Below are 25,264 nucleotides of genomic sequence, written 5' to 3' on the forward strand. Positions count from 1 at the left end.
CATTACTCGTCCTTCGGACAATGCCAGACCCTCACTCCTCAGACTCAGAACCCCGACCTACCCAGGTGGCTTCCCGTTCGCTGTTCTCCCGCCTCAAAGCCCTGATGCGGCCTGCCCCACCCACCGACCGCCAAGGCATCCGGGACGTCCTCGAAGCCGCACACGATCACTCGATCCTGGATGGCGAATCCTACGCAATGATCTCGGGCGCACTCGAGGTTGCCGACAAAACCGTCGCCGACATCATGGTGTCGCGTTCGCGGATGGATCTTCTCGATGTCACTCAACCGCTGTCCGAGCTCATGCACAGCATCACCGAGACAGGTCACTCCCGTTTTCCGGTATACGAAGGCGACCGTGACAACATCATCGGCGTGTTGCTGGCCAAAGATCTGCTGCTCACGCTATCCGATCACGCCCTGGATATCCGGGCCCTGATCCGGCCCCCGGTATTCATCCCGGAAACCAAACGGCTCAACGAGCTGCTGCACGAATTTCGCGTCGGTCACAATCACCTGGCCATCGTCATCGACGAGCACGGAGGCATCTGTGGGCTGGTAACCATGGAAGACGTCCTCGAGCAGATTGTCGGCGACATTGAAGACGAATTCGACGAAGCAGACGAAAAGACGATTTTCCGCACTGGCGAGAACAGCTGGCGTGCCATGGGCATGACCGAAATCGACGACTTCAACGAAGCCTTCCACGTGGATATCCCCGACGAAGACTACGACACGCTCAATGGCTGGCTTGCCGCACAATTGGGCCATATCCCCCGTCGGGCCGAGCGTTTCGAAAGCCGTGGTCTGGCAATCACGGTAGTGAGTGCCGACAGCAAATGTGCACGCTGGCTGCATATCCAGCGGACCACAAACCAATCACAGGAACCCGCCTCACAGCATGGCTGAGCCCAATAGCAAGCAAGGGCAATCAGCCAAATCCTGGCTCTACCTGATTCTGGCCGGAGCGCTGCAGGCGCTTTGCTTCGCGCCTGGGCCGCTACCTGCCTGGAGCCTGCCCTTTGCCCAGATCGCCAGCCTGGCGGTATTGGCTGCGCAAACATGGCAGGCAGGCACCCTCCGGCAAGCCGCCTTGCGCGGTTGGCTCTTTGGCTGGGTGCAATTCAGTATCGGGGTGTACTGGCTGACCATCAGCATGCACCAGTTTGGAGGCCTGGCTCTGCCGCTGGCCATCGCCGCACTGCTGCTGTTTGCGGCTGCCATGGCACTGTTTGCAGCAGGCGCCTGCGCACTCACTGCATGGCTTTGCGCCGCTCATCGCTCGCCTCGGCAAAAGGCAGGCAGGCAGATCCTCAATGCCGTGGTCTGGGCCAGTGCCTGGGCACTTTTTGAGTGGCTGCGCGGCACGCTGTTTACCGGATTTCCCTGGTTGAATATCGGGTATGCGCATGCAGAAGGCATGTTTGCTGCCTGGGCCCCATTTACAGGGGTCTATGGGGTGGCTTGGCTGGCTGCCTTTGCAGCCGGTGCCATTGCCCTGATGGCACGGGCCAAAGACACCCCCTACGACCGCAGCGCGGCTGCCACCATCGCCCTGGCTTTGCTGAGCGGTTTACTGGGCATTGCCTGGGGACACATCGACTGGGCCCGGGCATCCGGCCGGCCCATGCTGGTGCGTCTGGTGCAACCCGCCACGCCACAGGCCGATAAATTCAACCCCGACCACATGTCGGCGGCAATGACACGCACGCACCGGCTGGCTGGCCTGGCCGCCAAAACGCCTGAAGATCAACCCCAGTTGATCGTGCTGCCCGAAACCGTGCTGCCTGTGTTTCAAGACCAACTGCCCCCCGCCTTCTGGCACTCCTGGATACGCCTTAGCCAAACCATGCAGGCGCCCATCATCATGGGGCTGCCCTTGCACACCCGCAGCCAGTCGGCAGAACGCTATACCAACAGCGCCACAGTCATCCAGCCCACCGATACGCAAGGGCCCTTGCAGCCGGGCCAATGGCACTACGACAAGCAGCATCTCGTCCCGTTCGGTGAATTCATCCCAACCGGGTTCCACTGGTTTGTCCACGCCATGAATATCCCCTTGGGCGACTTTAATCGCGGACAGCCCGGACAGGCGGATTTGCTCATTGGCGATCAGGCCCTGGCCATCAACATCTGCTACGAAGACGCGTTTGGCGAGGAGATAGCCGCCGCGGTCAGGCCGGGGGCCAATGGCCAGGCGGGTGCCAGCGTGCTGGTCAACCTCAGCAATCTAGCCTGGTTTGGCAACTCCTGGGCGCTTCGACAGCACCTATGGATCTCGCGCATGCGCGCCCTGGAAACCGCACGACCAGTGATTCGGGCCACCAACACCGGGACAACCGCCGCCATCGGCCCCAAGGGCGAGGTGCGGGCTGAACTGGATCCCGATATACCGGGCGTACTGGATGTGGAGATCCAAGGGGCTCAGGGCCTTACTCCGTATGTCCGCTGGGGCGACCGCCCCATCCTGATCTGGCTGCTGGCCTTATTGCTGGCGGGTTTTTATCTACGCAAAAAACGGGCCTAAGCAGCGGCTGTTGCCGGCTAGGCGGGAGGCACCAGATATTGTTGTTCGAAGTCTGAAGCAATCAGCGGCGCGCTGAGCCAGAATCCCTGGCCGGCATCACAGCCAATGGTTTCGAGCAACTGATGCTGTGCAGCATTGGTGATGCCTTCGGCAATCACCAACATCTCAAGGCGATGTGCCAACGAGATAATGGTTTCGCACACCAGTCGAGCCACTGGACTACTGGTAATCTGCGCCGTAATTCCGGGATCCAGCTTCAGAAACTCGAAAGGCAGGCGTCCGGAAGCCAGCAATGCCGGCATGCCCAAAGACGCAGCACCCACACAGAATCGCATCCCGGCATGATGCAGTGCCAGCAGTCTGGGCCGCACATTATGCTCAAGGTGCGTCAGGATGCGCTCATCAAACTCAAGCGATAGACTGTTTGCCGGCAAGCCGGCCGATGCCAGCTGCTGCAACACGGATTCGAGACCCGAGCGCACAAAACCAAACTGGCCAGGCGAGACATTGATGGTAAGCCGCAGATCGGGGGCCCAGGTACTGCGCCACCGTGCCAACTGGCTAATAGCCTCGCCAAAGACCCAGTCGCCCAGCGGCTGGATCAGCTTCCGCTCTTCGGCAAACGGGATGAATTCCAATGGTGAAATCACGCCAAACTCTGGGTGCCGCCAGCGCAACAGGGTCTCTGCCTGTATTACCTGCCCCGTATCACAAGCAAAAATCGGCTGATATTCAAGGAAGAATTCACCGGCAGCCAACGCCTGGGGCAGGCCCACCAGCAAATCGTGCTGCATCTGCACCCGATTGCGCATGGACTGATCAAAATACCGATAGCGATTACGCCCCTGTGCCTTGGCGGCATACATGGCCATATCCACATGGCGCATCAAGGATTCAGCGGTATCGGCGTCAGCGGGATACAAGGCCAGGCCAATGCTGGCAGAAATATGGGTGGCTGTGCCCGCCAACTGGTAGGGCTGCGTGATGCGAGCAAGTATCCGCTCGCACAATTGATCCAGCGCGGTACGGTCGGGAGCGCCTGTCAGCAGCATCACAAACTCGTCGCCACCCAGCCGGGCAATGAAATATTGCCCATCCGGAGCGCACTGACGTAGCCGCTCGGCAACCTCTACCAGTAGACGGTCGCCCATTGCGTGGCCCAGCGAATCATTAACCTCTTTAAAGAGATCCAGATCCATGAACAGCAGCGCCAGAGTCTGCCCCTTTGCGTGAGACTGGGACACACTATCGAGCAGTTGCTCGTTGAAATACTGGCGATTGGGCAAGCCAGTCAGCGGATCATGGTGTGCCTGGTTCCAGATGGCGGTTTCCATCTGCTTTTTCTGGGTGATATCGCTTAGCATCACCACCCGGCAGTTGACGGTTCCGTCGTGGTTCCAGGCGGTATCCAGCACCACGCGCTGGGCGTATTCCTCGCCCGACTTGCGCTGCTGCCAGCGCTCGCCTTCCCAACGCCCTTTGGTGTTGATCGCGTGCCACATGGCATCGTAGTAATCACGGTTGTGACGTCCCGGCCGCAACAAAGAGAGCAGCTCGCCGGCTACTTCGTCGGGCCAATAACCGGTCATTTTGGAATATGCCGGATTCACGTCGATAATCACACCCGTGGGCTCTGTGATCACAATGGCTTCACTGCTGTTTTCGTAGGCAATGGCGGCCAATTGGGCAGAGGACTCTGCTTGCTTGCTCTCAGTGATGTCCTGCACCAGCCCAATCACCGAGGCTTCGTCGCCACTGCCTATGATGGTTAAAAACACTTCAATATCGATCAGCGAGCCATCTTTACGCCGCCCATGGTGCTCGAAGCGCACCGTGGGCGATTTGCGGGTAAGGGCATTTTTGAGGGTTTCATCTACCAGATAGCGTTCTTTTGGGGCGATCAGCGCAAGCAGCGACAGCTGATCCACCATTTCGTCTGGCTGGTAGCCAAAGATGTCGGCCATTTTTCGGCTGACAAAGCTGAAGCGCCCATGGGATGACAGGAAGATACCCACCAGCGCATTGGCTGCAAGCCCCTGGAACACCAGATCTGCCCGTTGCAAGCCCTGCTGGTTGCTGTGCATTTCCTCGATGAGCTCGTGGATATGCTGCACGCCTACGTTATACGCGATGCTGATCTCTGCAACCTCTCGCACCCCCCTGGGCTCGAGACGATGACTGTAATTACCGTGCGCAAATGCGCCGGTGCCTTTGCGTAGCTCGGATAAAGGCAGCACAACCATCCGGCGCATCGCCCAAAACAAAAAGATAAGCAAGGCAAGATCAACAAATACCGCTACCAGCAAAGTACTGATGACGTGGTTTTTGACTTCCCGCAACTGTGGCATTAAGGCGTCGGACGCAGCCGACACAGATTTGAGCAAGGCGCCCGCATCATCAGCCAACCATTGGCGTTGCACGCCGCCAGGCAGCTCCTGGGGATCGCGCGACGCTTCGCCGTGTGAGTATGAATTGAGAATAACTGCCTGCAAGCGCCCCTTGAACCCCACCCAGTGACGCTGGATACTTGGCAAAAACTGACGCACCTCCGTCTGCTGCAAAGGTGCGATTTCGCGATCACCAACCACCCCGCCCCGATCCAGCGCCTGCAGATGGCGATCCATGGCGTCGATATCTTTGCTGAGCTGGCCTGTCTGCAAAAGCCCGCCATCCGACAAGCGCATGGCCTGCACCGCCAGGCGCTGACTGCCGGTGCGCATCTCTGCCAGCACAGCCGACTGATCCAGTGCGGCGTCATAACCTGACATCAGCACATACACCAGGCCCGCATTACCCACTATCATGGCCAACACCAAGCCGTACAGGGCTGCAGACAATGCCGCGATGCCAAGATGCGAGTGGCCGCTGAACCTTGTTTGCCGGGATATTGGTAGGCGCATGCGTTTAGATTTTCTGGGATATGTCGAGACTACACAACGCCCGCACAAAAAACCGAGCACAAAGTAGAACCACTATAAATGTATCTTAATGGATCGGCCCCCAAAGGCAACAACGCAAAAGCCCGGTTTCCTGGCGGGATCTCGGGCTTTTGCTAGTACATGTGTGTAAAACCCAGCCGTCACGATAGAAGCGCAACGACACGTCAAGATTCTCAGCACTGAGCTTTGCGGTTTCATGCCCGCAGGAGTGCGCCCATGCTGGGTACACACGAAAAAAAAAGCACCTGCTCGAAGCAGGTGCTTTTTGAATTCTCTGGCGGAGCGGACGGGACTCGAACCCGCGACCCCCGGCGTGACAGGCCGGTATTCTAACCAACTGAACTACCGCTCCGCAGCGGTGCCAAAAAATTTGGCGTCCCCTAGGGGATTCGAACCCCTGTACTCACCGTGAAAGGGTGATGTCCTAGGCCTCTAGACGAAGGGGACAACACAATCATTAAGAAGTTTGGTGGAGGTAAGCGGGATCGAACCGCTGACCTCTTGCATGCCATGCAAGCGCTCTCCCAGCTGAGCTATACCCCCAAACAAGGTCTTCGTTAACGAAGAAGCGAGATTATGCACGAATTTTTTTAGGCGTGCAAGTTGACACCGGAAAATGTGCGAACGCAGCAATTTGTTACACAACAACACGGCTAACACATAGACGCCTGCACCCGGCCCCAACTGAGGTAAACAGCAAGAAAGACGACAGGTTAGGAGAACTTGTCTTAAGTTCGGCTAGATTGCAATGTAAATAGAGTTTGTCAACGGCATCAAGCCTCCCTAACATGCCGCCATCACCACACACTCTACGGCTACACCATGGATACCTACATCCGCCACGAAACCCTGACACCCACTTGGTCGATACCTGCAATTTTGGATCTGTTTGCCCTGCCCCTGAATGATTTGTTGCTGCGAGCGCAAACCGTGCACCGGCAACACCATCCGGCCAATGCTGTGCAGATGTCGCGGCTGCTGTCCATCAAAACCGGTGCCTGCCCCGAAGACTGCGCGTATTGCCCGCAATCATCGCGTTATGCCACAGCAGTGGAGGAAGCGCCGCTGATGCCGCTTGCACAAGTCATGGCCGCTGCCCGCAAGGCCAAGGATGCTGGCGCCCAGCGCTTTTGCATGGGCGCTGCCTGGCGCTCACCCACCGAGCGTCAACTGGACGGCGTCATCGAACATGTTCAGGCGGTCAAGGGTCTTGGGCTGGAAACCTGTGTCACCCTGGGCATGTTGAAGCCCGGCCAGGCCGAGCGTCTGAAAGAAGCCGGGCTGGATTACTACAACCATAACCTGGACACCTCCCGCGAGTACTACCACGAGATCATTCATAGCCGCACCTTCGACGACCGTCTGGATACACTGCAACGGGTGCGCGATGCGGGCCTGAAAGTGTGCTGCGGCGGCATCGTTGGCCTGGGAGAATCCCGCGAGGTGCGAGCCGGCCTGATCGCCACACTGGCCAATCTGGCACCCTACCCTGAATCCGTGCCGATCAACCAACTGGTAAAAGTCCCTGGCACCCCGTTGGCTGACGCACCAGACCTGGACCCGCTTGAGTTTGTCAGAACCATCGCAGTGACGCGCATCACAATGCCTGCCACGGTGGTGCGCCTGTCTGCCGGGCGCGAATCCATGCACGACAGCACCCAGGCGTTGTGCTTTATGGCCGGTGCCAATTCTATTTTTCAGGGCGAGCAACTGCTTACCACCCCCAACCCGGCGCTGCAAGCCGACAAAGATCTGTTTGACCGCCTGGGATTACGGGCCATGCCCGCGGATACTGGAATCACCTGCCTGGATCAGCAATAATGCACACCCTCATTCTCAGTGTCACTTTCAGCGTACTTGTTTCTGTGTTTCTAAAGCTGGCGCGCCGCTACCAGATCCAGATCGGGCAAGCGATTGCGATGAATTACGTGACCGCTTGCGTACTGTGCCTCTGGCTGTTGCAACCGTCGCTGGCTTCGCTGGGCCGGCAAACACCAGAAGGCTGGCTTGTACTGGTGCTGTTGGGCGTACTTTTGCCATTCGTATTTTTAGTGATGGCATCTGCCGTACGCCATGCGGGTATTGTGCTAAGCGACACGGCACAGCGTCTATCGCTGATCATCCCCATTCTGGCGGCGTTTTTAGTGTTTCACGAAGCGCTGTCTATCGCCAAGGCCGGTGGCATCCTGCTGGCACTGGCCGCATTAGGATGCTTGCTGCAGCGACGTCCGCAAACCGCCAGTATTGCAGCTGACGACACTGCAGCACCGCATCCTGGCACAGGCCGCAAAGTGTGGCTTACCCTGCTGGGCGTGTGGCTGGGCTACGGGGTGATCGATATCCTGTTCAAGCAAATGGCGCGCACCGGCGCAGGCTTTACCAGCACCCTGTTGCTAAGCTTTTTGCTGGCTGGTGTGTTGCTGGGCGTGTGGCTGCTTATCCAGCGCACCCAATGGCACGGGCGCAGCCTGGCATCTGGCATTTTGCTGGGGGCGCTGAATTTCAGCAATATCTATTTTTACATCCGGGCCCATCAAAGCTTTCCCGAAAACCCGACACTGGTATTTGCCGCCATGAACATCGGCGTGATTTCAATCGGTACGCTGGTTGGGGCCGGCGTGTTTCGAGAGCGGCTCTCCTGGGTTCAGGGGCTCGGTATCGCCCTGGCCATCGGCGCCATCGTGCTGCTGTTTCCCCGCTGAATCTACTGGTGTCACCGGATCATCCAGGCCTTTGAAATCACCCGCAACACCAGAGGCTGGCCCTGTATTTTCCGCGTCAGGGTCTTGCCCGGTGTTGCCTGTCAAGGGTGTGTCAGAGGCGTCCACCGCGTCTCCAGCGCAGGCATCTTCTGGTAACGGAATGTCCTCCTCGGGCACGGGATCGTGCGAGATATCCAGCTCGATATCCACACGCGGATCCAGCACTGCCATCACGTGGGCATTTTGCAGAGTGTCGGCCATGGGCACAAACTGCGTGGGGGCATCAGGGCTGACATGATCACCTTTGACCCGTTGCTCGCGGATGAACAGCACCAAGATGGCCGAGCACGCCGACACAAACACAAAATATACGTCGCTGCCCCATACCCGCATCAACACACCTGCCAGCAAGGGCCCCAGGCACGCACCCACGCCATACACCATGTATAACAAAGCGCTCAGGCCCACGCGGCGTTCGGGGTCGACGTTATCGTTGGCAAACGACGTACCCATCGGGTACAGCGTAAATTGCACAATGCCCAGTACCACCGAAAACGCCACCAGCGCTGGATAGGAAAACTGCAGCCAACCCCATAACGGTATCCCCAGGGCTACCAGCACCAGGGCACCTATACGGATCAGGCGCACACGGCTGGTGCGATCTGCAAGCCACCCTAACGGCCACTGAAAAATCAGACCGGCAGCCAAAGAGGCTGCCAGAAAAACACCCACCTGGTGATTATCCATGCCATGCTGCAAACCATATACCGGCGCCAGGCCATAAAACGCGCCATTCAGCATGCCCGCAACAAACAGTACAGTCATGGACATCGGCACACGCGCCAGGTAGTAGCGCAAGGCCAGCGGTGCCGGCACCTGCAAGGCAGGGTGAAGCCGGCGCGTCAGGGTGATGGGCATCAGGCTGAGGACACAGCAGATGGCAACAAACACCAGCGGTTGATAGTCGAGATCTGGAAACAGGCCCAGCGTCAGCTGACCCAGCACCGTCCCCGAACAGGTGGCCACCATATAAAACGCAAAAACTGTTCCACGCGAGGCGTTTTCAGTTTGCTCGTTGAGCCAACTTTCGATGGCCACAAACAGGCACACCATCGAGACCCCCGCCACAAATCGCAAGCCCAGCCAAAACCAGAGGTCGTGCACCAGGATCATCACCAGCACAGTGACGGTGGTGAGGGCAGCACAGGCGGCATAGGCCCGGATATGCCCAACCTGAATAATCAGTTGGTGCCCAAAGCGCGCCCCCAGCACCAGGCCAAGATAGTACGATGCAATCATCGCCCCGACCCAGACCTCGGAGACGGATTGTGCTGTCAGCCGCAAGCCCAGATAGGTGTTGAACAGCCCCGAGCTCAGCAACAAAATCAGGGTTGCCAGATAGAGCGAAAAAAACGCACCGAGTGTCTTGGCCATGAAGGATCCAGTGGCTGTTACGGCCCCGCCGGTGCCGCAAACAGTATCAAATATCCGATATCATAGAACGATGAATGAAAACGATGTTTCCCCCACACTCACACACCTCGACGAAAACGGACAGGTGCGGATGGTAGACGTGGGCCATAAAGCGGCCACAAAGCGTACGGCCATTGCTCAAGCCCAGGTACGGCTTAGCGCACACGCCTGGGGGCTGCTGTCTGCACAGGCCAACGCCAAGGGCGAAGTCCTGAACACGGCACGGGTGGCGGGCATTCTGGCAGCCAAGCGCTGCGCTGAGCTCATTCCCCTGTGCCACAGCCTGCCGCTCAGCTTTATCGGGGTAGATTTCAGTGCCGATGATGTCTCTCATGTGCTTACCATCCGCAGCACCTGCCACACCCAACACCAAACGGGTGTCGAGATGGAAGCCATGACCGCATGCTCGGTGGCAGCCCTGACGGTATACGATATGTGCAAGGCAGCTGACAAAGGCATCCTCATCGAGAACATCCGGCTCGTCTACAAGTCTGGAGGAAAAAGCGGTGAATGGCGCAACGATTAACGTTTTGTATTTTGCCCAGGTGGCTGAACACATGGGCACCCGCCAGGAAACCCAAACACTGGAAGCCCCAGTGCAAGCAGGTGTCTGGCTGGATGCCCTGACGGCAAGATGCCCCACGCTGGGCGCAACCGGCCGCCTCAAGCTGGCCATCAACCAGCAACACGCCAGGCGCCAGGACATGATCCGGCCCGGCGACGAAGTCGCGGTCTTCGAGCCCGTAACAGGCGGCTGACCCAGCCGCTGCCAAACCCGATTTTTGACAGGTTTTGATGATGGTTGTTGTCCAGACAGAACGCTTTGACACCGCTGCACTGATCGACCAACTGCAAAAAAAGGCAGTCGGTCAGGCAGGCGCCTATGTGTACTTTCTGGGAACCGTGCGCGACTACAGCCCAGACTCCCCATCTGAAAGCCTCTTCCTGGAGCATTACCCGGGGATGTGCGAGCGCGAAATCCTTGCACTGTGCGAGCGCGCCCAGGCACGATGGAATATTCTAGATACACACGTGGTGCACCGGGTGGGAGCGCTTCCTGTGGGGGATCCCATCGTGTTTGTGGGTGTCAGCAGCGCACATCGCAGCGAGGCATTTCGTGCCTGTGAGTACATCATCGATACACTGAAAACCCGGGCGCCATTCTGGAAGCGCGAAACCCTGGCCAGCGGCCAGGCATTTTGGGTACAGCAACAAGAAGCCGACGCACTTAAAACCGAAAGCTGGGATCATCCCCCCAGCACAAACCCATGAAAGCTGATTCTTCTCTCCCACCCGTAAACCTGCAGTGTGCCGTGCTGACCATCTCAAGCCGCCGGCAGGCACACGACGACACCAGTGGAGATTATCTTGCGCAGGCGCTGCAGGCAGCAGGCCATACACTGCAAGCCCGCGATCTATGCCCGGACAACCGCTATCAGATCCGGCGCATTCTCAGCGATTGGATTGCGCGCGCCGATATCCAGGTGATTTTGTGCAACGGCGGCACCGGATTTACCCATCAAAAATCGGCCATCGCAGCGGTGGCTCCCTTGCTGGATCAAACCATCCCCGGCTTTGGCGAACTGTTTCGCCATTTGTCGTGGCAAGACATCGGCACCTCGGCGTTGCAGTCGGATGCCTTGGGCGGGCAAGCCAACGATACCCTGCTGTTTTGCCTGCCGGGGTCTACCGCGGCCTGCCGTCTGGCCTGGGAGAAAATCCTTCTGTCACAGCTCGACAGCCGCCACCCACCCTGCAACTTTGCCAGCGTCTATCGCAAGGCGACACACTGAATATGCTTGATTTTGATACTGCGCAGTCGCATCTGGCGGCCCGCGGGCACGCGCCCAAAGACACCGAAACCTTGCCTCTGGATCAACTGACGGGCCGTGTGTTGGCCCGCGACATCCTGGCAAGCCTGGATCTGCCACCGGCAGACAACAGCGCCATGGATGGCTATGCGGTACGCCTGGCCGACCTCGCCCCATTGCCACGCACCTTGCCGGTGCAACAACGCTGCTTTGCTGGGCAAATCCCCGAGGCGCTGCATCCCGGGCAGGCAATCCGTCTCTTTACCGGCAGCGTGATCCCCGAGGGCGCCGACACCGTCATCATGCAGGAAGACGTCCACGAGGATGAAACCGGTGTCACGTTCAACAAGGTGTTTCCCAAAGGCCAGCATATCCGCCGCCAGGGCGACGACATGCGCCAGGGTAACTGCATCTTGTCGCAAGGCAGCTTCTTGCAGGCCGGCCAGATCGCCGCACTGGCTGCCCAAGGCCTGCCCGAGGCCGAGGTGTACCCTAAGCTGACAGTGGGTATCCTCACAACCGGCGACGAGCTGATCGCCCCCGGCAAACCGCTGCCTGCCAGTGCCATCTACAACTCCAACGCCGCCATGCTGGCCAGCCTTTGCCAGGGGATGAACACCGCACCAGCCCTGGTGCGACACGCCCCCGACGACGCAAACGCCATCCAGCATGCCATTGCCGATCTCCATCAACAATGCGACCTCGTCCTCAGCGTTGGCGGTGCATCAGTTGGTGAAAAGGATCTGGTAAAACCAGCCATTGAAGCCCTGGGGGGCACCCTGGACCTCTGGCGTGTTCGCATGAAGCCCGGCAAGCCCGTGGCACTGGCAGAGCTCCACCAACGTCCTATGGTGTGCCTGCCAGGCAACCCGGTATCGGCCTTTGTGGTGTTCACACTGCTGGTCAGCCCGCTGATCCGCGGTCTGCAGGGGCGCCAGATCCAGATGCCCGTGCTCCGGCGCGGCATCCTGCAATCAGGCAAGCCACTGGGCGGCGAACGTGACGATTTCATCCGGGTGCAGGCTGTACCTCAAGCGGCAGGTTTGCCGTATCTGGTGCCGCACGCACAGCAAAGCTCTGGTGCCCTGAGCAGCCTGGGCTGGGCGCATGGCCTGGCCAGGATCCCCGCCGGCACAAAACTGGAACCCGGCGCGGAAGTGGCCTGGTACGCCTTTAACGACTGGCTGATTTAAAGGGCCCAGCGCTGCCAGTCTTCGGGGGTATTCAGATTGACCAGGCAGTCGGGTTCATCAAACAGCACCGCCCGTGCATCACAGGCTTGCAGCCAGGCCTGCACCTGACGCTGGCCGCTGTGTAAAAACGCCTGCAGGCTTGTGGCCATCCCGGTATGCACCAACAGGCACAAGGGATGAGGGCCATTGCTTTGTGCGTAGGCGGGATGCCGAGGCGTGGCTGCCGCTTGCAACCCTGCCAAAAAATGCCGGGGCCACTGTAAGACATCTACTGGCAACACCAGCACCCAGGACGCCTGGCTATGCTGCAGGCCTGCCAGCACGCCGGCCAAAGGCCCGCAATCGGCCCACTGGGGAGCATCCATAAGTACCTGGCCATACGCACGATAGGTATCCAGGTGCTGATTGGTGCTGATCAGTACCTGCCCCACCCCCTGCGAGCGCAGGTAATCGCACACACCTGCCACCAAAGGCCGGCCATGGCGCAGGCGCAGGCCTTTGTCGATGTCAGGCATCTGCGGGCTGCGCATTCGGCGGGATCGCCCGCCGGCCAGAATCAGGCCGTCTGGAAAATCCGCCGGTGATGGTGCATCAAGGCCTGCGCCCTTAGCCACCGATGTAGCTCATCTCGATTTTGTGGTCGCGGTGGGCTTCACCACGGATTTCGGAATAGCGGTCGCTGCGCGAAGACCACACACCTGCCAGACGGTCACGTAAGGCATCATCGGTGGCGCCGGAACGCAGCAAGGCACGAAGATCGTGGCCGTGGTCGGCAAACAGACAGGTAAACAGGCGGCCCTCGGGCGACAGCCGCATCCGCGTGCAATCACCGCAAAACGGCTGCGACACACTGGTGATCAAGCCGATCTCGCCCGCGCCGTCGGTGTAGGCCCAACGATTGGCGACTTCTCCGCGATACTGGGCCTGCAAGGGCTGCAGTGGGAATTCTTGGATGATCTGCTGGATGATCTGGGCACCGGTGACGACTTCATCCATACGCCAGCCATTGGTATTGCCGACATCCATGTATTCGATGAAGCGTAGCACGTGCCCCGTGCCCCGAAAATGCCGGGCCATGGGCAGGATTTGCTGATCGTTCATCCCGCGGCGCACCACCATATTAACTTTGACAGGCGCCAGGCCCACCTGGGCTGCAACCTGGATACCCTGCAAGACGGTGGCGACAGCCACCCCGCTGTCACTCATGCGCTCGAAGATGGCGTCGTCCAGCGCATCCAGGCTGACAGTAACGCGCGTGAGCCCCGCCTTGGCCAGGGCCTCGGCCTTGCGGGCCAGCAGCGTGCCATTGGTGGTGAGGGTGAGTTCTGGAGGAAGGCCATCCGGGGTGCGCAGCTGCGCCAGCATCTGGACGAGCACTTCGATTTGCTTGCGCAGCAGGGGCTCGCCGCCGGTAAGCCGGATTTTGCGCACACCCTGCGACAAAGCGATGCTGGCCACCCGCGTGATTTCTTCGAAGGTAAGCAGGGCGCTTTGCGGCAGAAATGCGTGGTCGGCGCCGAAGACTTCGCGGGGCATGCAATACGTGCAGCGAAAATTACAGCGATCGGTGACAGAAATACGCAAATCGCGCAGCGGCCGCCCGAACGTATCGCGAACGGCCTCGCCTGCGGCCAGGGGGGCCGCAGGACGAGGTTGATCCTGAGGATCGTGAAAAATGACTCGACTCATGAATCTGGGCAGGTTTAATCGGATTCTTTGACGCGATAGACCAGCGTGGCCACTTTGGCCAGGCCCAGAACCTTGACGGTGACACTGCCCAGCAACAAACGCGACAAGCCACTGCGGCCATGACTACCAATAAAGATCAGGTCGCAGTTTTCTTCTTTGGCAGCATGCACAATGCCATCGGCCACATTGAAGTTGGAAACCGCCCGGCTGCTTGCCTTGACACCCGCTGTGGCAGCGCGGTCGAGCACTTGCTGCAGGTATTTTTGGGCTTGCTCGGCCGCGGTGCGGTCGTAGTCTTCGTCGGTGATGGCGTATGCCGCAGCCATGCCGTCGAAGCCGACGGTTGCGGCAAACGGCTGGGTGACGTGCAGTGCAACGACTTCGGCCCCGATGGTGCGGGCAAAACAGACACCCTTGTTGGCTGCCTGTGCAGAAAGCTTGGAGCCGTCGGTGGGGATAAGGATTTTCTTGAACATACGCAGATCATCCAAAGAACTGAACGGGAAGCTTCAGCATACCTGCTGGCCGGGTTAAAAAATAGTCGGATCAGCCCTGAGATTGATCTGACGCAAGGTTCTGAGCAGATTGAAACAATTTAGTACAGCGCCCACCCGAACGACAAAAGGCCAGAACCGGCCCCGGGAGCTCTTGTAGCAGTGCAGCAAAATCCACCACATTGGCCTGTGTGACCGAACCACTGACCACGGGCTGGTAGCGGGCCTCCATGCCTGCGGCCCGGGCGGCAGCCAGCACGGCATCCGACTGCGGCTGCTCGGCACCACCTTCGCCATCCGGGCGATTGATGATCACGGACTTGAAGCCCGCCTGGGCCAACTCAGCCATGTCCGAGGGCTGCAACTGGCCAGATACCGCAAAATCCGGAGCAAGAGATTGATAAGAAACGCTCATGGTGTCTCCTTGGCGGGGCCTGTGCCCGCAATGATTAAACAGTGATTGGCCAGCCAACCAGCCAACGGCGCACCCGACAAGACAGAGAACTCTGCCAGGCGCTGCTCTGACAGTGGATCCTGGGCATCGACGCCCATGGACGGATGACACATCAGCACATCACCCGCCTGGGCTTGAGCCAACCAGCAAGACATCCAGTGTGCATATGCTCGGGTGCCTCCTGTGAAATCATACACGCCCAGAAACCCCGGGTTTTGGTAAAACCCTGCCGCTTGTGCCTGCCGCCACAGTTGACGCGACCCCAGACAGGCGATCACCCAGGCCTTGAGCCGTACACGCAAGGGCAGGCCTTGTGTGCGCGGACGCCCCGTATGACGCAACCAGGGGCGATCTGCAGGCGCCTCTGCCAACACAGCCAGCAAGGCGTCCCGCACGACGGGCAACTGATGTACATGCTGATGTCCGTCGATGTAATCCGGGTTGCGGCCTGTCAGTTGAATAAACCGTGCCAGTTGCCGCCGGATGGTGCCGCGCACCGCCTCGGCGGATAGCCGACGCAGATAGGCGGACAAAATCAGTTGCCGCAATGGCCGGCACACGCCTGGTTGGCCAAAGGATTCGGTGAGATTAAGGTGCAGGCCAATTTGCAGATGCGTTTGCAGGAGCGCCGGCATGCTCTGGGTGGCCGTAGGGCCATCCACCAGCACACTGGTGGCCGACAGACGGCCAGCCGCAGCAAGATCCAGAATGGCGGCGTCTACAGACGCGCTGATTCCGAAATCATCCGCACACACTACAATGCGCCGAGATCGTGAATCAGACGGAAGGCTGGGAGAAGAAGCTTGGTTCATGCTTGGTTCATGTCACCGGAACGCATCAAGACGAATGCTTAAAAACTTTCTGGGCCAGATCGGCTGGTTTGTTATTGTAGGCTGCGCAGCGGCAGCCACCCACTGGGTAATTGCCGTTGCCTGTGTGGCCTGGGCCGGCCTGGCGCCCCTGATCGCCAACGTAATTGGCTGGCTGGTGGCCTTTGGGGTGTCATTTGCCGGGCATTACCGCCTGACGTTTCGCCATCAGCACGCGCCCCTGGCACGGGCAGCGGTGCGGTTTTTTATGGTATCGGCCCTGGGCTTTGCCATCAATGAAATCAGCTATGCCATCTTGCTGCAAGCCACCCGGATCCGCTATGACATCCTACTGGCTCTGGTGCTGATCGGCATTGCAGGGATGACATTTATTTTGGGCCGGTACTGGGCGTTTCGGCGCAGCCATTAACCTGGTCTGTGGCAGAGATTTTCCAAAGCCCCATCTTGCGTGTTTTGGCAACAGGCAATTTGCCTGCCAGCGCTGGCAAGCGGTCTGCTTCGTCCAACCACGCCATGATCCAGGTGTCAGGACGACCTGGCTCACACACACTGGCCTGCAAACGCTGGGGTGTCCAGAGCACAGCCTGGCCGATGACGGGAGCAAACTGCGCAGCATCCGCCAGCTCGCGGCGCCAATCGTCTCCGCACATGATGTCCGGATCCTCCCAGTTTGCTACTGCAATCACAGGAGACATCCAGTGGGCATACATGGGCACATCGTAAGCAAACTGGTTGAACATCACCAGACGGTCGTCTACCTGGGCAGAGGCGGCAAGCACCTGAGCCAGCGGTTTGGAGGTGCGCTGCGGAAACAGCAGCAGCAGCACCACGGCCAGCAGGCAGAGCCCCATGGCAATCAGCGTATGGCGCACCAGGCTTCTGGCCACTGACGGTTCGGTTTCTTCGTGGCGCTGCTCGAAGGTTTCCTGGATAAACCAAGCCAGCGGCGGCAACACGGCAATGACGTAGCCCACCAGCTTGGAGCTGGGAATGGAGAAAAACACCAGCACAACCAGTAGCCAGGAGAGCATCAGCCCGCGCATGACCGGGCGCTCAACCTGCTCGATGCGCTCGAGAGGCGGCACAAAATGCGTTTGTAGCGGGCCATGCAAGGTAAACCAGCGCCACAGCTGCACAGACCAAGGCAAGGTCAGACCCAGCACCACCGGCACGTAGAACCAGAACGGATGCGGATTATTGAAGCCGGTTTCGAGAAAGCGCTGAAAGTGCTGATAGACAATGTAGTAATCAAAGAAACCAGAATGGCGTGCCTCCATGATGAGCATCCACGGCGAAACCAGCACCAGGAAAAGCACAATGCCGGGCCACCACAGCAGGCGCCCCATGGCCGGATACTGGCGTCGGCCCAGCAACCAGAAAAACAGGATGCCCCCGGGCAGCACAGCACCGATCAGGCCCTTGGCCATAAATCCACCGGCAGCCAGGGCATACATCCCCAATACCGCGTAGTGGCTGGGCCGTTGCAGCTGATGCTGAAACACGGCATGCGCGCCCGCCATGACGGTAAGCCCCATGAGAGCCGCCACCAGCATATCCAGATTGGCATAATGAGCCGCACCAAACAGAAATGGCTGCACGGCAAGAATCAGTGTCGCACGGCGCGCCACGGACACACGTTCGTAGCGCCTTAAAAAGACATAAAACACGGTAACCAGCAAGGTGGCAGACAAAACAGACACCAGGCGGCCCGCCCAGGCGTTATCGCCAAATACGGCCAAGGCACCCGCCGTCAGCCAGTAAAACAGGGGCGGCTTGTGAAAAAACGGCATGCCATCCAGGCGCGGGGTGAGGAAGTCACCCGAAGCCAGCATGTGCCAGGCCACCCCCACGTAACGGCCTTCGTCGGGCAACAGCAAGGGATAGGCCCAGGTAGTGGCCGCCAGCCAGACAAACACCCATAGGGCGATCCAGGGCCAGGCGCGCCGCGTTTGCATGCCGCGCCAGATGTTTTCTGCACTGTCCAGCACACGTGAGCCAAACCCACGCAAACCCGCCGCACGCATCATGAAGCATCCTTGTCTTGATCGGGGACATCGTTGGTTTGCTTTGCTTGTGCCGTTACGCCGTCACCGCCCAGGTGTTCGCGCAGCAGATACACCGGACGGCCTTTGACTTCGGTGAAAATCCGGGCGATGTATTCACCTACCACCCCCAACGACATCAGATTGACGCCAGAGAAAAACAGCACCACGGTGATCAGGGTGGCCCAACCGCGTACGGCATCACCATATAACCAGTGAGTGATGATGATGAACAGACCATACACAAACGCCACCAGGGACAAGCAGGCCCCCACCAGGCTGAGGATCCGCAACGGCCAAGTCGTAAATGCGGTGAGGCCATCCACGGCAAAACGCAGCAGCTTCAATGGCCGAAACCGACTGACCCCGAAACGCCTTTGCGGCGGGGTGTATGGCATGGGCTCAGCCTCGAAGCCCACCCAGGCAAACAGCCCCTTCATGAAGCGGTCGCGCTCAGGCAGTTGCAACAGTGCATCCACCACTACACGATCCATCAGACGGAAATCGCCCGCATTGGGCGGCACCGTGCGGCCATCAGAGGTGCGCATCAGTGCGTAGAACAACCGCGTTCCCAGGCGCTTGAACGGACTTTCATCGATGCGGCTGGCCCTGACGGCATACACCATCTGGATGCCTTCACGCCAACGCGCCAACATTGCCGGCACCATTTGCGGTGGATGCTGCAGATCGGCGTCCAGGCAAACCATGACCGTGCCGCGCGCAGCCTCAAGACCCGCCGTCAGGGCGGCCTCTTTGCCAAAATTGCGCGACAGGCGCAAATACACGATCTGGGCATGCAGGCTGCACATGCGGCGCATGAAATCGGGCGTGGCATCGGTACTGCCGTCATCAACCACGATGATCTCCAGCTGATCCACGTGGGGCTCGAGGGTCACCAGAAGCTCTGGTAGCAAAATAGCCAGGTTGGCCTGCTCGTTGAGGCACGGCACAATACACGACAGAAAGGCGGGTTTGGACATGTGGGGGATTTGGCAACAATAGGCACCCGGGCATCCAATGCGCCCCAGGCGGCAGCAAAAAAACCCTGGCCATACCAAGACAGTCGGCCAGGGCTTTGATGATAACTGAAGCCCGGCAGCGACAGCCAGCCAAAAGATTCACTTTACGGTACCTTATTAAGGTACCTATAATATGAACCTTTAAAAATTGACACCTTGTGAGCGCTGAATGGACGAACCCTTTGTCTGCACCCAAGACGAAATCGTCACCCTCGTCCACCACTTTTACCGCCGTGTGCGGCAAGACGAGACTCTCGGCCCAATCTTTGATGCCCACATCGACGACTGGGATGAACACCTCGAACGCATGGTGAGATTCTGGTCGTCGCTGCTGCGTCGCACAGGCACCTACAGCGGTACACCCATGCCCCGCCATGTGGCTTTGCCTGGCATCGAGGGCGGCATGTTCGTCCGTTGGCTGGAGCTGTTTCGCGAAACACTCATGGAGTTTGACAACCCCGCCTTCCAGGCCCAGGCCCAGGATTTTGCCCAGCGGATTGCCCGCAGTCTTTGGTATGGCTACCAGGTCAGCCATTCCCCCAATCATCCCGTCACGGAGTTTGACGAAAATGTCTCGTCTGCTGAACGTTGAAGAGGCCTCCGCGCCTCTCTCCCCCAACCGCCCTTCCATGGCTGCGTTTCTGGCCCTGGGTTTTCGCCCGCTGTACATCGCCGGGGCAAGCTGGGCACTAATCTCCATTGCACTGTGGATCTTTACACCACAGCTGCTCACCGGCCCGCTGTCGATGGTCGGCTGGCATGCGCACGAGATGCTCTGGGGCTTCATCATCACCATTGCCGTGGGCTTTTTGCTCACGGCCAGCGCCACCTGGACAGGCTTTAACCCCCTGCACGGCACACCGCTGGCCATTCTTTGCATTCTGTGGTGCATTGCCCGCATCGGTTTCCTGGCCGGTGGCCTGGCGGGCTTCTGGATTGCCCTGGTGGCCGAACTACTGTTCTTTGCAGGCGCCGCAGTGGCCCTGGGCCGCGTCATGATCAAGGGACGCAGCCGACGCAACTACGGGGTGCCGGTTCTGATTTTCATGCTCGGGGTAGCCGACCTGATGTATCTGCTGGCTGCACTGGACGGCAACTATATCGAACTGATGCAGCGCTTTGACATCGGCCTGATCGGCATGGCCATCATTGCTTTGCTGATTGCCCGCCGGGTGATCCCGTTTTTTGCGATGCGCATGGTGCCCGATCTGAAAATCCCCATGCTGACACGCTCCGGGCAATACCAGATGATATTCAGCGGGCTGGCCCTGGCAGCAGGCATCGGGGTTCAGATCACCGGCACCCCCATGACACCCGGCAGCGGTGTGCACACCCTGCCTCTGGTGATGGCCATCAGCCTGTTCATCACCGGCCTGATCAGCCTGGGGCAACTGTTTTACTGGAAACCCCAAGCCATCCTGCACAAGCCCATGCTCTGGATTCTGTACCTGGGCTACGCCTTCATCGGCATCGGCCTGCTGTTTGCCGCCTGGCAGTTCAGCAATCTGTTTGACCCGGCACTGCTCAACGGGGTGCTGGCGCGCAGCGCAACGCACGTGCACCTGATTGGCCTGGCAGGCTTTTGCATCCTGATCATCGGTATGCTCACCCGTACTGCCCTGGGCCACCTGGGGCGGCCCCTGGCACTGGATCGCAGCATGCTGGCCGGCCATTGGCTGGTGGTGGCGGCGGCTGTCTTGCGCCTGGCTGCGCTGTGGCCCACGGCCACCAGCGTGCACTTGCTGCACCTCAGCGCAGTGGCCTGGATTGTTGCCCTGGGCCTTTATCTGTGGCGCTTTGTACCCATGCTGATCCGCCCACGGCCCGACAAGCCGGCACCGGTAGCCACGGCTAAAAAGCCGGCGGCGGCTCGCCCCGCAGAAGCCCGTTAGGGCAAGGATCACCATGCGCCTCACCAACATGAGCGACTACGCGGTACGGCTGCTGATGTATCTCAGCAATCACCGCGACCGCCTGTGCACGATTGCGGAAATTGCCCAGTTCTATGGCATCTCCGAGCCGCACCTGATGAAAATCACCCACCGGCTGGGGCAACACGGCTGGATCCGGACGGTACGCGGTAAAAACGGCGGGATGGAGCTGGCTCACGAGCCACATGAGATTCCTTTGGGTGCCCTGATCCGCGATATGGAAAACGATCTGGCGCTGGTGGAATGCATGGGGCCTGACAACCAGTGCATCCTCAGCGGCCACTGTGGGCTGAAACCCGTGATTGCCGGGGCCCTGCAGGCCTTTATGGATTATCTGGATGCCCGCACGCTGGCTGACGTGCTGCCACCCACAGGCACCCTCCAGCCTGGTTTGACGCCTGACACCCCGGCAAAACCGGCAGCCGAGGTGCGTATCAGGCGTCAGGCAGGCTTATTGCACCAAGGGTGAATCCGACCCCTGCATAGGAATACCCTGTATCTGGGCGCTGCCCACCAGTTGCTGCAGGTACTGGTGTACCGCCCGGCGATAGCTGGATTCTTCGAGCCAGGTGGCCAGGCGCTGATGCGCAGCCTCGAAGGGCACAATGTGGCCTTCGGCCTTACGTCCGGTTCGGACAATATGAAAACCAAAGCGGGATTCGATAAGCTCGGGGGCCAGCGTGTACTCGGGCATGGCAAACACGGCCTTTTCAAACTCGGGCACCATCTCGCCGCGAGTAAGTTCGCCCAGCGAGCCGCCTTCCGACCCGGAGGGGCAGTTGGAGTACTCGCGGGCAAACTGGGCAAAATGCCCCAGACCTTTGCGGTGGAGCTCGGCCAGATGCAAATTGGCCCGGGCGCGCAGTTTTTGCACGTCCAGCCCCGAAGTGGCCTGAAAAAGAATATGCCAGACCTCGATAAGATCGCCTTCGCGGAACTCGTCAGGATGCTGCTCGTAGTAGCGCCGGCAACTGGCCTCGTCTGCCTGTGGCGTGCGCACGTCTTCATTTAGAACGGCCGCCGTCAGGGCCTCATCCGAATCCGCATTCAGATCCAGCGCTGCACCCCGTTGGCGGATGAGCGCGCGCAAGACGAGCTCTTGACCGGCCGCCAGACGTGGGTTGGCCTCTTGTTGATGATTGGGCACCTCGGCCAGCACCTCGGCCTCGGTGATGGTGATGTCATTAACCGTGATCATGAAGCCTCCTTAGCGACGCGGGCGAACCAGTTGCCAGGGACGAACCAGATATGTGACCGAGGCAAAGCCCGACCACACATGCACCAACCGGGTAAACGGGAAGATCAGGAAGAGCGTCATCCCAAGCACCATATGTAGGCGATAAACCAGCGGTACACCTTCGAGGGCCCCCACCGCCCCAGAGCGGAAGGTGACAATACGCTGCGACCACTCGCCCAGCTGGATCATCACGGCACCGTCCGTGTGCTGCACGGAAGTAAACAGCGTTGCCAGACCAAAGGCCAGCACCAGCAGGATCCACAGCAACGTGACCCAGTCGGCATGGGTGCTGTTATGGTGGATACGAATTTCTGCCCAGCGGCGATGAATCAGCAGCAACAAGCCAATGAGGCAGATGATCCCCAGGATGGCGCCCACAATGATGGCCAGCAGTTGCTTGAACTCGGTGGTGACGCCAAAGGCATGATAAACAGCCGGTGGCGTAAGCAAGCCCACCAGATGGGTGAAGAACAGGGAGATGATCCCGATATGGAAGAGATTGCTGCCCCAGCGCAAAGAGCCTGAACGCAGCAACTGGCTGGAGTCACTTTTCCAGGTGTATTGCTCACGCTCGAAGCGCACCAGGCTGCCCAGGAAAAAGATGCTGAGGGCGATATAGGGATACACCCCGAAAAAGAAAAAGTTCAGACCGTCTTTCATGGTGATCTCCTCAAACCGGTTTGTCGCCTGATTGTTTGGCACGCGCTCGTGGTGGATGGAACACCAGCGGCTGCGTTTGCTGGCCCGCCCGCTGCATCAGCAAAGGCTCGGTGCCATCGGCTTGCGGGCCAAACGTGATCATGGTTTCTTCCATCTCACCCTCGGGCGGATCCGGCAGCATCTCGGGCTGCACCGGCGTGAGGGTGCGCAAATGCACAAACAGGCAGGCGTAGGGGCTGTCGGACTCTGCGAGTTTGTCGCCCAGGCGGGACAGCACATGGATGGCATCGCCCAACAATGCCTCCGCCGCCTCTGGTGGAATCTGCCCGAGGAATTCCAGAAACAGAGGGACATAGTCGGGCAGCTCGGTGGTGGCAGGCTCGAGACCATGCTTCAGGTACTCGTTTTGCAAATCCACCATCGCCTGGCCACGGTCGCGGGATTCGCCATGGACGTGCTCGAACAAATGCAGCGAATGCGCGGCCCGCCGATCGAAGGTGGCCACATAGGCTTCCTGAAGATCGATCAGGTCGTCGAAGCTGCGCAGATAGGCAAACAGGGGGGCCAGACGTTGCTGCGCCTCGGGCGGAAGTTCATCCGAGAGTTCGGGCAAGGCATCAAGCCAATCTTGCTCGGGATAGCTGAGCAAGAGCGACATCACGGAAAACACCGCCGCATCCCGTGTCGTGAGCAGTTCTGTCATACGGGTCTCCTTCAGGCTGTCCGGGCGGGATCAAGAAAGACCACCGTCGGTTTGCGTTTGTTGCGTGGCTTGCCAAAAAGCGAGCCCTCGGAGCTGCCCCCTGAACAGCCATTGCCAAACGTAAAACCGCAACCGCCCCGGATCTCGAAGGCGTTTTCAGCGTTTTCACGGTGCGCCGTGGGAATGACAAAGCGGTCTTCGTAGTTGGCAATGGCCAGGTAGCGATGCATGTCCTCGACTTCGTGCACCGTAAGATCGACCTGATCCAGGATGTCCTGACGCTCCTGGCGGTCAACCGAACGGGCACGCATGAATGCACGCATGGCCAGCATGCGTTCGAGCGCAAGCGCAACAGGGGGTTCGTTGCCAGCCGTCAACAGATTGGCCAGATAACGCAGGGGAATCCGCAGGGATTTCACATCCGGGATTTCGCCAAACGCGCCAATCTGACCACTGTTGGCCGCCGATTGAATGGGCGACAGCGGCGGCACGTACCAGACCATCGGCAAGGTGCGGTATTCGGGGTGCAGCGGGAAGGCGATTTTCCACTCGACTGCCATTTTGTACACCGGCGAATTACAGGCGGCATCCAGCCAATTTTCGGGAATGCCATCGGCCAGGGCCTGACGACGGATTTCCGGGTCGAAGGGATCCAGGAAAAGATCGAGCTGCGCCTCGTAGAGATCTTTTTCGTCCGGGACGCTGGCAGCCGCCTCGATGCGGTCGGCATCATAAAGCAGCACGCCCAGGTAACGAATACGCCCCACGCAGGTTTCGGAACACACCGTAGGCATCCCGGCCTCGATGCGCGGATAGCAGAAGATGCATTTCTCGGCCTTGCCGGATTTCCAGTTGTAGTAAATCTTTTTGTAAGGGCAGCCGGAAATGCACATGCGCCAGCCGCGGCATTTGTCCTGGTCGATCAGGACAATACCGTCTTCGGCGCGCTTGTAGATGGAGCCCGAGGGGCAACTGGCCACACAGGTTGGATTGAGGCAGTGCTCGCACAGCCGTGGCAGGTACATCATGAAGGTGTTTTCAAACTGCCCGTAGATGTCTTTTTGCACGTCCTCGAAGTTGTAATCCTTGGAGCGTTTGGAGAACTCGCCACCGAGGATTTCCTCCCAGTTGGGGCCCCACTCGATTTTCTCCATGCGTTGCCCGGTAATCAGCGAACGCGGCCGTGCCACGGGCGGCGTGGTGCGCTCGGGGGCTTTTTGCAGATACTCGTAATCGTAGGTAAAGGGCTCGTAGTAATCGTCAATCTGGGGCAAATTGGGATTGGCAAAAATGCGGGACAAAAGCTTAAGCTTGCCGCCCTGACGGGGCTCGATGCGGCCATTGGCCTTGCGTCGCCAACCGCCGTTCCAGCGATCCTGGTTTTCCCAGTCTTTGGGATAGCCAATGCCAGGCTTGGTTTCGACGTTGTTGAACCAGGCGTATTCCATGCCCTCACGGGACGTCCAGACATTTTTGCAGGTAATCGAACAGGTATGGCAGCCAATGCATTTGTCCAGATTGAGGACCATGGCAACTTGTGCGCGTATTTTCATGGGGTGAC

The 25,264-nt window shown here is 59.2% G+C and carries 26 protein-coding genes and 3 tRNA genes; 13 read left to right on the plus strand and 16 right to left on the minus strand.

From position 1 onward, the window contains the following. Positions 1-20 precede the first annotated feature (20 nt). Together WA928_RS02075 and lnt are read left to right on the plus strand one after the other, a co-directional pair. Positions 21-908, plus strand: coding sequence for an HlyC/CorC family transporter (locus WA928_RS02075; RefSeq protein WP_424298926.1), 888 nt, complete (start codon positions 21-23; stop codon positions 906-908). After that, a complete protein-coding gene (gene lnt / locus WA928_RS02080; RefSeq protein ID WP_424298929.1) occupies positions 901-2,526 on the plus strand; it encodes an apolipoprotein N-acyltransferase in 1,626 nt (541 codons plus the stop codon). Before WA928_RS02075 ends, lnt begins: the two co-directional genes overlap by 8 nt. Before the next feature lie 17 nt (positions 2,527-2,543). Here the strand turns inward: lnt and WA928_RS02085 are convergent, their stop codons facing one another. The 4 genes from WA928_RS02085 to WA928_RS02100 all read right to left on the minus strand — a co-directional run bounded on the left by WA928_RS02085 (position 2,544) and on the right by WA928_RS02100 (position 6,008). Beyond that, complete coding sequence (locus WA928_RS02085; RefSeq protein WP_424298932.1) at positions 2,544-5,426, minus strand: EAL domain-containing protein; 2,883 nt, start codon at positions 5,424-5,426, stop codon at positions 2,544-2,546. A gap of 314 nt (positions 5,427-5,740) precedes the next feature. Further along, a tRNA-Asp gene (locus tag WA928_RS02090) sits at positions 5,741-5,817 on the minus strand. Positions 5,818-5,836: 19 nt separating this feature from the next. After that, positions 5,837-5,912: transfer RNA gene (locus WA928_RS02095), tRNA-Glu, on the minus strand. A 20-nt stretch (positions 5,913-5,932) separates the two neighbouring features. Further along, a tRNA-Ala gene (locus WA928_RS02100) sits at positions 5,933-6,008 on the minus strand. Between the two features lie 279 nt (positions 6,009-6,287). Between WA928_RS02100 and bioB the strand changes: the two genes are divergently transcribed. Together bioB and WA928_RS02110 are read left to right on the plus strand one after the other, a co-directional pair. Further along, the gene (gene bioB / locus WA928_RS02105) at positions 6,288-7,286 is read left to right on the plus strand and encodes a biotin synthase BioB (RefSeq protein WP_424298935.1); all 999 of its coding nucleotides are present in this window, start codon (positions 6,288-6,290) and stop codon (positions 7,284-7,286) included. Further along, positions 7,286-8,167, plus strand: coding sequence for an EamA/RhaT family transporter (locus tag WA928_RS02110; protein WP_424298938.1), 882 nt, complete (start codon positions 7,286-7,288; stop codon positions 8,165-8,167). Before bioB ends, WA928_RS02110 begins: the two co-directional genes overlap by 1 nt. On the opposite strand, the gene WA928_RS02115 is transcribed toward WA928_RS02110, so the two are convergent. After that, positions 8,057-9,601, minus strand: coding sequence for an MFS transporter (locus WA928_RS02115; RefSeq protein ID WP_424298941.1), 1,545 nt, complete (start codon positions 9,599-9,601; stop codon positions 8,057-8,059). The genes WA928_RS02110 and WA928_RS02115 overlap by 111 nt on opposite strands. 70 nt (positions 9,602-9,671) lie before the next feature. Here WA928_RS02115 and moaC point away from each other — a divergent pair, with 70 nt between their 5' ends. Genes moaC through glp form a run of 5 tightly spaced genes read left to right on the plus strand, consistent with a single transcriptional unit; the run spans position 9,672 to position 12,644 of the window. Then, positions 9,672-10,166 carry a cyclic pyranopterin monophosphate synthase MoaC gene (gene moaC / locus WA928_RS02120; protein ID WP_424298944.1) on the plus strand — a complete coding sequence of 165 codons (495 nt, stop codon included), beginning with the start codon at positions 9,672-9,674 and terminating at the stop codon, positions 10,164-10,166. Then, positions 10,147-10,398, plus strand: coding sequence for a MoaD/ThiS family protein (locus WA928_RS02125; protein ID WP_424298947.1), 252 nt, complete (start codon positions 10,147-10,149; stop codon positions 10,396-10,398). Before moaC ends, WA928_RS02125 begins: the two co-directional genes overlap by 20 nt. A 40-nt stretch (positions 10,399-10,438) precedes the next feature. Next, positions 10,439-10,912, plus strand: coding sequence for a molybdenum cofactor biosynthesis protein MoaE (locus tag WA928_RS02130; RefSeq protein ID WP_424299583.1), 474 nt, complete (start codon positions 10,439-10,441; stop codon positions 10,910-10,912). Then, positions 10,909-11,433: a molybdenum cofactor biosynthesis protein B gene (gene moaB / locus WA928_RS02135; RefSeq protein ID WP_424298950.1), complete on the plus strand. Its 525-nt coding sequence runs from the start codon at positions 10,909-10,911 to the stop codon at positions 11,431-11,433. The genes WA928_RS02130 and moaB overlap by 4 nt, the downstream gene beginning before the upstream one ends. 2 nt (positions 11,434-11,435) lie before the next feature. After that, complete coding sequence (gene glp / locus WA928_RS02140) at positions 11,436-12,644, plus strand: gephyrin-like molybdotransferase Glp (protein WP_424298953.1); 1,209 nt, start codon at positions 11,436-11,438, stop codon at positions 12,642-12,644. Here the strand turns inward: glp and mobA are convergent. The 5 genes from mobA to WA928_RS02165 form a co-directional block, all read right to left on the minus strand. Beyond that, positions 12,641-13,258, minus strand: coding sequence for a molybdenum cofactor guanylyltransferase (mobA, locus tag WA928_RS02145; RefSeq protein WP_424298956.1), 618 nt, complete (start codon positions 13,256-13,258; stop codon positions 12,641-12,643). The two genes, glp and mobA, sit on opposite strands and share 4 nt — an antisense overlap. Continuing rightward, positions 13,251-14,333 carry a GTP 3',8-cyclase MoaA gene (gene moaA, locus WA928_RS02150; protein ID WP_424298959.1) on the minus strand — a complete coding sequence of 361 codons (1,083 nt, stop codon included), beginning with the start codon at positions 14,331-14,333 and terminating at the stop codon, positions 13,251-13,253. The genes mobA and moaA overlap by 8 nt, the downstream gene beginning before the upstream one ends. A gap of 14 nt (positions 14,334-14,347) precedes the next feature. Further along, complete coding sequence (locus WA928_RS02155; RefSeq protein ID WP_350379470.1) at positions 14,348-14,809, minus strand: universal stress protein; 462 nt, start codon at positions 14,807-14,809, stop codon at positions 14,348-14,350. 70 nt (positions 14,810-14,879) lie between these two features. Then, positions 14,880-15,242: a TIGR01244 family sulfur transferase gene (locus WA928_RS02160; protein WP_424298963.1), complete on the minus strand. Its 363-nt coding sequence runs from the start codon at positions 15,240-15,242 to the stop codon at positions 14,880-14,882. Then, on the minus strand, positions 15,239-16,093 hold the full coding sequence (locus WA928_RS02165; RefSeq protein WP_424298966.1) for a ChbG/HpnK family deacetylase: 855 nt from the start codon (positions 16,091-16,093) through the stop codon (positions 15,239-15,241). The genes WA928_RS02160 and WA928_RS02165 overlap by 4 nt, the downstream gene beginning before the upstream one ends. A gap of 34 nt (positions 16,094-16,127) precedes the next feature. Between WA928_RS02165 and WA928_RS02170 the strand changes: the two genes are divergently transcribed. Continuing rightward, the gene (locus WA928_RS02170) at positions 16,128-16,520 is read left to right on the plus strand and encodes a GtrA family protein (RefSeq protein WP_424298969.1); all 393 of its coding nucleotides are present in this window, start codon (positions 16,128-16,130) and stop codon (positions 16,518-16,520) included. On the opposite strand, the gene WA928_RS02175 is transcribed toward WA928_RS02170, so the two are convergent. Continuing rightward, positions 16,480-18,138 carry an ArnT family glycosyltransferase gene (locus WA928_RS02175; RefSeq protein ID WP_424298972.1) on the minus strand — a complete coding sequence of 553 codons (1,659 nt, stop codon included), beginning with the start codon at positions 18,136-18,138 and terminating at the stop codon, positions 16,480-16,482. The genes WA928_RS02170 and WA928_RS02175 overlap by 41 nt on opposite strands. Beyond that, positions 18,135-19,133, minus strand: coding sequence for a glycosyltransferase family 2 protein (locus WA928_RS02180; RefSeq protein WP_424298975.1), 999 nt, complete (start codon positions 19,131-19,133; stop codon positions 18,135-18,137). Before WA928_RS02180 ends, WA928_RS02175 begins: the two co-directional genes overlap by 4 nt. Positions 19,134-19,341: 208 nt before the next feature. Here WA928_RS02180 and WA928_RS02185 point away from each other — a divergent pair, with 208 nt between their 5' ends. From WA928_RS02185 to WA928_RS02195, 3 genes are read left to right on the plus strand one after another with little or no spacing between them, the layout of a single operon-like run. Further along, positions 19,342-19,764, plus strand: coding sequence for a group III truncated hemoglobin (locus WA928_RS02185; RefSeq protein ID WP_424298978.1), 423 nt, complete (start codon positions 19,342-19,344; stop codon positions 19,762-19,764). Continuing rightward, positions 19,742-21,064, plus strand: coding sequence for an NnrS family protein (locus tag WA928_RS02190; protein ID WP_424298981.1), 1,323 nt, complete (start codon positions 19,742-19,744; stop codon positions 21,062-21,064). Before WA928_RS02185 ends, WA928_RS02190 begins: the two co-directional genes overlap by 23 nt. A gap of 13 nt (positions 21,065-21,077) precedes the next feature. Continuing rightward, complete coding sequence (locus tag WA928_RS02195) at positions 21,078-21,572, plus strand: RrF2 family transcriptional regulator (RefSeq protein WP_424298984.1); 495 nt, start codon at positions 21,078-21,080, stop codon at positions 21,570-21,572. On the opposite strand, the gene WA928_RS02200 is transcribed toward WA928_RS02195, so the two are convergent. Genes WA928_RS02200 through narH form a run of 4 tightly spaced genes read right to left on the minus strand, consistent with a single transcriptional unit; the run spans position 21,555 to position 25,256 of the window. Beyond that, positions 21,555-22,301: a peptidylprolyl isomerase gene (locus tag WA928_RS02200; protein WP_424298987.1), complete on the minus strand. Its 747-nt coding sequence runs from the start codon at positions 22,299-22,301 to the stop codon at positions 21,555-21,557. The two genes, WA928_RS02195 and WA928_RS02200, sit on opposite strands and share 18 nt — an antisense overlap. Positions 22,302-22,310: 9 nt before the next feature. After that, a complete protein-coding gene (narI, locus tag WA928_RS02205) occupies positions 22,311-23,000 on the minus strand; it encodes a respiratory nitrate reductase subunit gamma (protein WP_424298990.1) in 690 nt (229 codons plus the stop codon). A 10-nt stretch (positions 23,001-23,010) separates the two neighbouring features. Further along, on the minus strand, positions 23,011-23,703 hold the full coding sequence (gene narJ, locus WA928_RS02210) for a nitrate reductase molybdenum cofactor assembly chaperone (protein ID WP_424298993.1): 693 nt from the start codon (positions 23,701-23,703) through the stop codon (positions 23,011-23,013). Between the two features lie 11 nt (positions 23,704-23,714). Next, positions 23,715-25,256, minus strand: coding sequence for a nitrate reductase subunit beta (gene narH / locus WA928_RS02215; protein ID WP_350379498.1), 1,542 nt, complete (start codon positions 25,254-25,256; stop codon positions 23,715-23,717). Positions 25,257-25,264 lie beyond the last annotated feature (8 nt).

The sequence above is a fragment of the Castellaniella sp. genome (genome assembly GCF_049651205.1).
Lineage (GTDB): Bacteria > Pseudomonadota > Gammaproteobacteria > Burkholderiales > Burkholderiaceae_B > Castellaniella.